Origin of the sequence: Vibrio sp. 10N.261.46.A3, from assembly GCF_041472995.1 — a bacterium.
Taxonomy (GTDB): domain Bacteria; phylum Pseudomonadota; class Gammaproteobacteria; order Enterobacterales; family Vibrionaceae; genus Vibrio; species Vibrio coralliirubri.
The window spans coordinates 1-9280 of sequence record NZ_JBFRRH010000105.1 but is presented as its reverse complement, the minus strand read 5'-3'; the positions used below and the strand labels follow the sequence as shown (position 1 = coordinate 9280).

Here is a 9280-nt window from a genome sequence, read left to right as displayed (position 1 = left end):
AACTACCCTGCCAGATAGGGTAAATCAGTGATTGCCAAAGCTGTTGTTGTCGTTCGAGTAGCCACGCTCTTTCTCTAATTTAATTTTAGTTGGATATTGTTCGCCAGTATAACCCGCTGAACCACCCATTGAACTACATGCTGAAATGGTTAGAGCGGCGAAGATTGCTAGAAAAATTTTCATGTGAACTCCCACTTACCTAATAATGAATTGCTTCGACATTACGTCGTAATATCATTATAGGATCACAAAGGAGTTTAATCTTTGAGCTCTTAATTTTCGTTAAGAATATTGTGCTTCAAACCAGCTCTCTAAAATGACGACTGCAGACTGGTTATCGACATTGCCTTTGCTTAGCGCTTTATAGCCGCCCATTTCAAAAAGGTCGGCCCTTGCTTCTGTGGTCGATAGTCTTTCATCATGGAGCTCAACATCCACACCAAAACGTCCTTTAAGACGGTTAGCGAACTTCTTCGCTCTGGGTGTAATGGTTGCTAAGTCTTTACCATGAAGGTCGGTAGGAAGGCCGACTACAATCAGGTTCGGCTGCCACTCCTTAATTTGCTTTTCGATATCGTCCCAATTTGGGATGCCATCTTTGGCTTTAAAAGCTTTTAGAGGGCTTGCTGTGCCCGTGATTTCTTGTCCTATCGCACTGCCGATACTTTTTGTACCGTAGTCAAATGCCATAATTGTTCGTGACATAGGGTTTCCAAATTTATCTGTGTTTGAGAGTGTCTATTTATTTTATTGAGCTGATTTGAGTTAGGCGTGACCAGCGTCTGCTGAAAGCTGAGCGGCATTGATGCCTAACATCTGCACGGCGACTTTCCAGCGGTCAGAAATTGGTGTATCGAAGATGACCTTCGGGTCGGCTTCAACAGTTAACCATGAGTTCTCGGTCAGCTCGGTTTCCAGTTGTCCCGGTTCCCATCCTGCATAACCAAGTGCGACTAGATAATTCATCGGCTCATCTTCTGTACCCAACACCATCAAGATATCTTTTGAAGTCGTCACCGAGATTTGATCTGTCATGTTGATGCTGGATTGATAGCTGCCTTTAGGTTTGTGCAAAATAAATCCACGGTCTTCTGCGACCGGCCCACCGTTCAATACTGGCTTATCAAGACTTGCTTGGTTGGATTTCGGCTGCTCAGAATCAACCTCAACTTGTTTAAGCATGCTGCCGACAGTGACATCGATAGGGGCGTTGATCATTAAGCCCATCGCACCTTCGTCGTTGTGCTCACAAAGGTAAATTACCGAATTTTGAAAGTAGGGGTCTTTCATTCCGGGCATAGCAACCAGAAAGTGGTTCGTTAAATTCATAGAGCCTCCTGCCAGTGTGTTCCCAGTAAAGGAAAAAGAGCGGCGTGAAGCCGCTCATTGATTCTGTGCCGTTTGCGAATAGCTAAGGCTTTCTTTAGTTTAGGCTATTTAGCGTTAACGCGACGCTCGATTGCGTCCATTAATTTACCTGTTACCGAAATATCAAAAGCAGCTTCAATTTCACGGATACAAGTAGGGCTAGTTACGTTAATTTCAGTCAGCTTGTCACCGATAACGTCAAGACCTACAAAGATTAAGCCTTTTTCTTTTAGTGAAGGAGCCACTGCGTGTGCGATAGCCCAGTCTGTTTCACTTAACGGACGAGCTTCACCCGTGCCGCCGGCTGCTAGGTTGCCGCGTGTTTCCCCTTTAGCAGGAATACGAGCTAGGCAGTAAGGCATTGGCTCCCCGTCAACCACAAGAATACGCTTATCACCATTGCTGATGTCAGGAACAAAAGTCTGTGCCATTGCGTAGTTTTGACCGTGGTTCGTCAGTGTTTCAATGATCACCGATACGTTTGGATCGCCTTCCTTCACGCGGAAGATAGATGCGCCACCCATACCATCTAGTGGTTTAAGGATCACATCACCGTGCTTCTCGCGGAATTCTTTAATCTTTTCCGCTTTACGAGTCACGATGGTGGTCGGTGTTAGTTCTGGGAACCAAGCCGTGAACAACTTCTCGTTACAGTCGCGAAGGCTTTGTGGTTTGTTTACGATCAGTGCGCCGTTCTCTTCAGCACGCTCAAGAATGTAAGTCGCGTAAATGTACTCAGTATCAAACGGAGGATCTTTACGCATTAATACTGCATCTAAATCAGATAGCGCGATTGTCTGTTCTGACTTGAATTCGTACCAACCGTTTGGATCTTCTTTGAGTTCTACAACCTTAGTGTCAGCAATGGCTACGCCTTGATCTAAGTGTAGATCATCCATTTCCATGTAATGGATTTCGTAACCACGACGCTGAGCTTCAAGCATCATGGCAAAGCTAGAGTCTTTTTTGATGTTAATGGATGAAATTGGATCCATTACGATGCCAAGTTTGATCATTTTTTTCTCCTAGCCTAGATCGCCAAAACGGACTTGTAAGGCAGTAATTGCGGTTAGAGCTGCTGTCTCAGTACGAAGTACACGTGGGCCGAGTAGCGTCTCTTCAAATTTGTATTGTTCTGTCATACCGATTTCTTCAGCCGACAAGCCACCTTCAGGACCGATCAATAGGCGCACCTTACTGATAGGTTCTGGAAGGGTATTAATTGAGTACTTTGCACGAGGGTGCAGGTTTAGCTTTAGTGCTTCGCTTGGTTCGCTGCACCACTCTTCAAGCTGCATAATTGGACGAATGACTGGAACCGTATTGCGGCCACACTGTTCACACGCCGCGATAGCAATCTTTTGCCACTGTGCGAGTTTTTTCTCGAAGCGTTTTGTATCAAGTTTAACGCCACAGCGCTCTGAAATTAAAGGGGTAATGGTGTTCACACCAAGCTCAACCGATTTCTGAATCGTGAACTCCATTTTGTCGCCACGTGAAATTACTTGGCCTAAATGTAAGTCTAACGGAGATTCGCTGCTGCGTTCGATGCGTTCAGAAACATTAACGGAGACATTTTTCTTTGAGACTTCGGCTATCGTCGCAGGGAATTCGGCGCCACTGCCATCAAATAGAAGCACTTCTTGGCCTTCTTTCATGCGAAGGACACGACCAACATGACCCGCGGCATCTTCGCCTAAAGCGAGTGAACCTAACTGGTGAATGCGTTCTGGGTGATGGATACGAGGGATTCTCATGCTGGTAAACCTATAAATATGTTCATTTGGGTATTTTGTCTCTGCCTAACATGGATGCTTTTAGTTGAAAAAACAAGGGTAGAGCAAGAGTTTCAGGGGCAATTCTGAAACTCTTGTTTGAGATAGCTAGGAATGTTGATTGTACGATCGACGTTATTTACAAGCAGGGTAAACAAATGGGTTGTGATTACCTTGGATGGCATAGATTCGCTCATCACGAGTACATTCCCACTTGTCGACAGGAAATTGCTTGTTCCACGCCATCATTAGGTTGGTTTGTTGCTTAGATAGCTTGAAACCATACTCTTGGCTCATGTAAAGGTAAGTACGCGCGATAGAGCCTTTTGCTCTGTCTGGCGGCATAACTTTACGCTGTTTAAAGTTGACCTGCATTTCACACTGACCATAGCTCACACCATCCATGCCATTCCACTGACTGAAATTGTAGTTGGAGCGATCACCGTTTACTTCACCAATGGCAGGTGTCAGGTTGTGAAGATCGGCTTCCATGGACTTGAATACTTTGTCATTACGAGTGCAATTCTTGCGCCCGCCATCTTGCCAGCACTGACGCTGGTGGCCAAATTGCCAAGCTGGAACCACGTGTTCCCACTCAATTCGACTCGCCCGCTTTTGTTGTTTTCGGACTTGATAACCACAGCCGTCAAGATCGGGAATGCCTTTCTTTTTGTCCTTCCATGTAATGTCACAGCCACAATAAAATGAAGTCGGATGGTCGAGATAAATCTTCACCGCTTCTCTTTTTGCTTTGGAAAATGAGCTCGGTGGTGCGGCGAAAACGCTTTGGGTTACCAGTAGGCCAAATACTATCGTTAAGTAAAAAGACACAGGTAGGCCAAATGCTTTGAAGGTGAGTTTTTGCATAGAAAAAGACTGATAAAAGTATGATAAAAATCAGTCTAGCACTCAAATGTTAGATCTCTCTATTAGATTTATTCTATCGAGTAAATCAACCTCTCACTAGCTTAGCTGAGTTCCCGTAAAAGCTAAGGTTTGCTGGCACAATTGGCAACGGTAGGTCGATTGGTTCCGAAGTACTTTGTTGTGTCGTCTGATTGATAATGGATAAGTGGTGCACTCACATCGATATTCAAAGGTTTTCCCTTGAACTGACGCGATTTCAAAGCTGTGAGTTGTTCTGGCTGGCACGTTGAATACTTTTTCCATCACGTATTTCCACTCGTTTCCGTGAGGCCTAACACGTCCGAAAACCTGATGCGTGATCAGGTGTGCGAGTTCATGCGGCACAACTTCGTTGATGAAGGCGTCTTCATTTTCAGCGAATAGTACGTGATTGAGCTTAATTTCGTTGAGCTGAAGGTAGGCCTTTCCCGCCGCTTTGCCTCTTAACTTGAAGGTGATAATTGGGTGAGGGAATTCACGAGAGAAATGTTGATTTGCGATAGCGAGGCACTTAGCCAATTTCTTATTTGCTCGATGTTGTTGCGGGGTGTAAGACAAACGTTGTTAACTCCAAATAAAAGGCCTCAGCGTTTAAGCTAAGGCCTCATCATAACATTGCTTGTTAATATGGCGATTATTTATAGATGGTGATTCTTCTTAATGATCTCGTGATAAGCGTGCCATGTACCATAGCCAAGTAGCGGCATGGTGACGATCATTCCGATGCCGTAGGTAGCAAAACCCACCAGAATACCGGCACAAATAATACTCGCCCATACCACCATCGCAGGGATGTTCGATTTCACAGCATTAAAGCTAGTGAAAATCGCACTCATCACATCGACGCGTCTCTCCATCATTAACGGAATTGAAAATGCTGAGATGCTAAATATGAGGCTTGCGATAACAAAACCAATCACAGAACCCGTAATTAAGAAGGGAGCGAACTCAGATAACGGTGCGCCTTGTACTGAAGGGTAGAGCGCGTGCAATAACGCAGCGATACGCATCCAGAATATCATCGCAACCATCAATACGATCGCAAAGGCCCATTGGTGGGTGGAGTTGCGAGTAATGGCTTTCATCGAGTGCAGTAGGCTGGCGTTGTGTCCTTTTTCTCTTTCCCAAGCTGCGTCGTACAAGCCTAGGGCAAGAAACGGCCCTATCAGCATGTACACGATCAGGCTTGGCATTACGACCAAGTGTGTTCCTTGCCATTGGACAAGTTGAACAATGGCGATTGCCGCTCCCATAAAGCACAAACCGTAGAATGCGCTAATTAATGGCATTCTTACTAAGTCATGCAGAGCAAGCGACAACCAATGAAAGGGTGCGGAAATACTGATTTGGTTGCAAGGAATGGTACGAGCGTAATCCTTATCGCTGACCTTGTGTTTTTTATCGTTCAGTTCGGATGGGTGCGCGGTACGAGGCATAGATCCCCCTAGTTAAATAACGTCCTAGTTATAATTCCATAAGGCTCATCGATGTGGCTTGTGTGAGAGTTATGGTGTTGAGCTAAATTGCTCTTTGTCATCCCAGTTTTTGTTCTAGCGTGCATTTAACGAGCGTTATCAGACTGAATTAATTTAAGTTAAATGTGAGCTTGATCGCTTAGGAGTTACCTTAACTATTGTCAGTAGTGTTAGAAAACACAAATTATCAGCGGTTTTTTATACTAAGTGGTTAACGGTAAAGAAGGGTATTAGAGAAGGGGATGGCGAGTGAAAGTTCGGTAAGTACATAAAAATAAAGCCCTTACTAAAAAGTAAGGGCTTTAAAGAAACGAATCGCAGTGGCTAAATTATTTTAGGCCAGCGAAGTCCGCAAGGATTGCTGCTTTGTCAGTTGCTTCCCAAGGGAACTCTTCACGACCGAAGTGGCCGTATGCAGCAGTCTGCTTGTAGATAGGCTGAAGAAGGTTCAGCATCTCTTGAAGGCCGTATGGACGTAGGTCGAAGTTTTGACGAACTGCTTCGATGATGATTTCGTGAGCTACTTTTTCAGTACCAAACGTTTCAACCATGATAGATGTTGGATCAGCAACACCGATAGCGTAAGACAGTTGAATCTCACAACGGTCAGCCATGCCAGCAGCAACGATGTTTTTCGCAACGTAACGAGCCGCGTAAGCTGCAGAACGGTCAACTTTTGATGGATCTTTACCAGAGAATGCGCCGCCACCGTGACGAGCTGCGCCGCCGTAGGTATCAACGATGATCTTACGACCTGTTAGACCACAGTCACCCATTGGGCCACCGATTACGAAACGGCCTGTTGGGTTGATGAAGAAGTTAGTGTCTTTGTTGATCCACTCAGCAGGAAGTACTGGCTTGATGATCTCTTCCATTACTGCTTCACGTAGGTCAGGTGTTGTTACTGAATCGCAGTGTTGAGTCGAAAGAACAACAGCGTCGATACCAACGATCTTACCTTGGTCGTATTGGAACGTAACTTGAGATTTCGCATCTGGGCGAAGGAAGTCAAGTTTGCCGCTCTTACGTACTTCAGCTTGCTTCTTAACAAGAAGGTGAGAGTAAGTAATTGGAGCTGGCATTAGGATTGGTGTTTCGTTAGTCGCGTAACCAAACATGATACCTTGGTCGCCTGCGCCTTGCTCTTTAGGGTCTTCTTTATCAACACCTTGGTTGATGTCTGGAGACTGCTTACCAATGGTGTTCAGAACAGCACAAGAGTCAGCGTCAAAGCCCATATCAGAATGAACGTAACCAATTTCACGCACTGTTTCACGAGTGATTTCTTCGATATCAACCCATGCAGACGTTGTTACTTCACCGCCAACCATAACCATGCCGGTTTTAACGTAAGTCTCACAAGCAACACGTGCTTTTGGATCTTGTTCCAAGATGGCATCAAGAACAGCATCAGAGATTTGGTCTGCAATTTTATCTGGATGGCCTTCTGAAACAGATTCAGAAGTGAATAGGTGCTTAGCCATGAGAGCTCCACTTTTAGTTTTTGGTGTAAATAGTTTATGGCGTCGCAAGCTAGGAAGCGCCGCCATCAAATACAGTATATTTTGTAGGTGTTTCTACATCTAGACGGCTATTCTAAATTCCAGCGGTCGAATTACAAGCTCTTTTTTATGATATGTCATAACTAATCGTTTGCGTATCGATCGAGATAAGCCACTGCCAAGTGATGTAAATGTTCGAAAATTGCGAAAAATGACCGTTAAAATGCCAGTAAAACGTTTGCAGTCGCAATAGTCGTTTGAGAGAATACCCGCGCTAATAAAAATGAAAACTTTAGCAATTATCTCTTTTTTAAATCGCTTATGTACTCAGGAGCAGACATGCCTTCTCGTAAAGATCTAGCCAATGCAATCCGCGCACTTAGCATGGACGGTGTTCAACAAGCAAATTCAGGCCACCCAGGCGCACCTATGGGTATGGCTGACATCGCTGAAGTTCTTTGGCGTGGCCACTTGAACCACAACCCAGCAAACCCAGAGTGGGCTGACCGCGACCGTTTTATCTTGTCTAACGGCCATGGTTCAATGTTGATTTACTCTCTGCTTCACCTTGCAGGTTACGAGCTTTCAATTGAAGACCTGAAAAACTTCCGTCAACTGCACTCTAAGACTCCAGGTCACCCAGAGTACGGTTACGCTCCTGGTATCGAGACAACGACTGGTCCTCTAGGTCAAGGCATCACGAACGCTGTTGGCATGGCAATGGCTGAGAAAGCGCTTGCTGCTCAGTTCAACAAAGAAGGCCACGACATCGTAGACCACTACACTTATGCATTCATGGGTGATGGCTGTCTGATGGAAGGTATCTCTCACGAAGCATGTTCGCTAGCAGGTACGCTTGGTCTTGGTAAGCTGGTTGCTTTCTGGGATGACAACGGTATCTCTATCGATGGTGAAGTTGAAGGTTGGTTCTCTGACGATACACCTAAGCGTTTTGAAGCTTACGGCTGGCATGTAATCCCAGCTGTAGATGGTCACGACTCTGACGCTATCAACGCAGCAATTGAAGCGGCTAAAGCGGACCCTCGCCCTACACTTATCTGTACTAAAACTATCATCGGTTTTGGTTCTCCAAACAAAGCAGGTACGCACGACTGTCACGGTGCTCCACTAGGTGCTGATGAAATCACAGCAACTAAAGCGGCACTGGGTTGGGAACACGGTCCTTTCGAAATTCCAGCGGATATTGCAGCTGAGTGGAATGCAAAAGAAGCAGGCGCAGCGAAAGAAGCAGCGTGGAATGCAAAGTTTGACGCATACGCAGCGGCTTACCCTGAGCTAGCAGCAGAATTCAAACGTCGTACTAACGGCGAACTTCCAGCTGAGTGGGAAGAGAAAGCAAACGCAATCATTGCTGATCTTCAAGCTAACCCTGCAAACATCGCTTCACGTAAAGCATCTCAAAACGCACTAGAAGCGTTTGGTCAAATGCTTCCAGAATTCATGGGTGGCTCTGCTGACCTTGCGCCTTCTAACCTAACTATGTGGTCTGGTTCTAAGTCTCTTGAAGCAACTGACTTCTCTGGTAACTACATCCACTACGGTGTACGTGAATTCGGTATGACGGCTATCATGAACGGTATCGCTCTGCACGGTGGTTTCGTACCATACGGCGCAACGTTCCTAATGTTCATGGAATACGCTCGTAACGCAATGCGTATGGCTGCTCTGATGAAAGTTCAGAACATCCAAGTTTACACGCACGACTCTATCGGCCTTGGCGAAGATGGTCCTACTCACCAACCGGTTGAGCAGATCGCTTCTCTACGTTTAACTCCAAACATGAGCACATGGCGTCCATGTGACCAAGTTGAATCAGCAGTTGCTTGGAAACTGGCTATTGAGCGTAAAGATGGTCCTTCATCTTTAATCTTCTCTCGTCAAAACCTTGCACAACAAGATCGTAGCGCTGAGCAAGTAGCTAACATCGCTAAGGGTGGTTACATCCTGAAAGATTGTGCTGGTAAGCCAGAACTAATCATCATTGCAACGGGTTCTGAAGTTGAGCTTGCAGTTGAAGCTGCTGCACAACTAACCGCTGAAGGTAAAGCAGTACGCGTAGTATCTATGCCTGCAACTGACGCGTTCGACAAGCAAGATGCTGAATACCGTGAGTCTGTACTTCCATCTGATGTAACTGCACGTATCGCAGTAGAAGCTGGCATCGCTGACTTCTGGTACAAGTACGTTGGTTTCGGTGGCAAGATCATCGGTATGACAACGTTCGGCGAATCTG

10 protein-coding genes are annotated in these 9280 nt (G+C 45.6%); 1 reads left to right on the top strand and 9 read right to left on the bottom strand.

Annotated elements, in window-relative coordinates:
* Positions 1–24: 24 nt before the first annotated feature.
* The 9 genes from AB4484_RS21485 to metK form a co-directional block, all read right to left on the bottom strand.
* Positions 25–183, bottom strand: coding sequence for a hypothetical protein (locus tag AB4484_RS21485; protein ID WP_162926813.1), 159 nt, complete (start codon positions 181–183; stop codon positions 25–27).
* Positions 184–282: 99 nt separating this feature from the next.
* Positions 283–705, bottom strand: a complete 423-nt coding sequence (gene ruvX, locus AB4484_RS21480; RefSeq protein ID WP_017062240.1) for a Holliday junction resolvase RuvX — start codon at positions 703–705, stop codon at positions 283–285.
* A gap of 60 nt (positions 706–765) precedes the next feature.
* Positions 766–1329 (bottom strand): YqgE/AlgH family protein, encoded by a 564-nt coding sequence (locus AB4484_RS21475; protein ID WP_048611435.1) that lies wholly within the window; start codon positions 1327–1329, stop codon positions 766–768.
* Positions 1330–1433: 104 nt separating this feature from the next.
* Positions 1434–2384 (bottom strand): glutathione synthase, encoded by a 951-nt coding sequence (gene gshB / locus AB4484_RS21470; RefSeq protein WP_372080319.1) that lies wholly within the window; start codon positions 2382–2384, stop codon positions 1434–1436.
* Between the two features lie 9 nt (positions 2385–2393).
* The gene (gene rsmE / locus AB4484_RS21465) at positions 2394–3125 is read right to left on the bottom strand and encodes a 16S rRNA (uracil(1498)-N(3))-methyltransferase (protein WP_372080317.1); all 732 of its coding nucleotides are present in this window, start codon (positions 3123–3125) and stop codon (positions 2394–2396) included.
* 153 nt (positions 3126–3278) lie between these two features.
* Positions 3279–4010, bottom strand: a complete 732-nt coding sequence (locus tag AB4484_RS21460) for an endonuclease (RefSeq protein WP_248339500.1) — start codon at positions 4008–4010, stop codon at positions 3279–3281.
* Between the two features lie 96 nt (positions 4011–4106).
* Positions 4107–4607, bottom strand: coding sequence for a SprT family zinc-dependent metalloprotease (locus AB4484_RS21455; RefSeq protein WP_372080315.1), 501 nt, complete (start codon positions 4605–4607; stop codon positions 4107–4109).
* Between the two features lie 80 nt (positions 4608–4687).
* Complete coding sequence (locus AB4484_RS21450) at positions 4688–5485, bottom strand: DUF2189 domain-containing protein (RefSeq protein ID WP_372080313.1); 798 nt, start codon at positions 5483–5485, stop codon at positions 4688–4690.
* A 368-nt stretch (positions 5486–5853) separates the two neighbouring features.
* On the bottom strand, positions 5854–7008 hold the full coding sequence (gene metK, locus AB4484_RS21445; RefSeq protein WP_017062234.1) for a methionine adenosyltransferase: 1155 nt from the start codon (positions 7006–7008) through the stop codon (positions 5854–5856).
* Positions 7009–7365: 357 nt separating this feature from the next.
* Between metK and tkt the strand changes: the two genes are divergently transcribed.
* A partial coding sequence (tkt, locus tag AB4484_RS21440; RefSeq protein WP_372080311.1) for a transketolase occupies positions 7366–9280 on the top strand: 1915 nt, incomplete at its 3' end.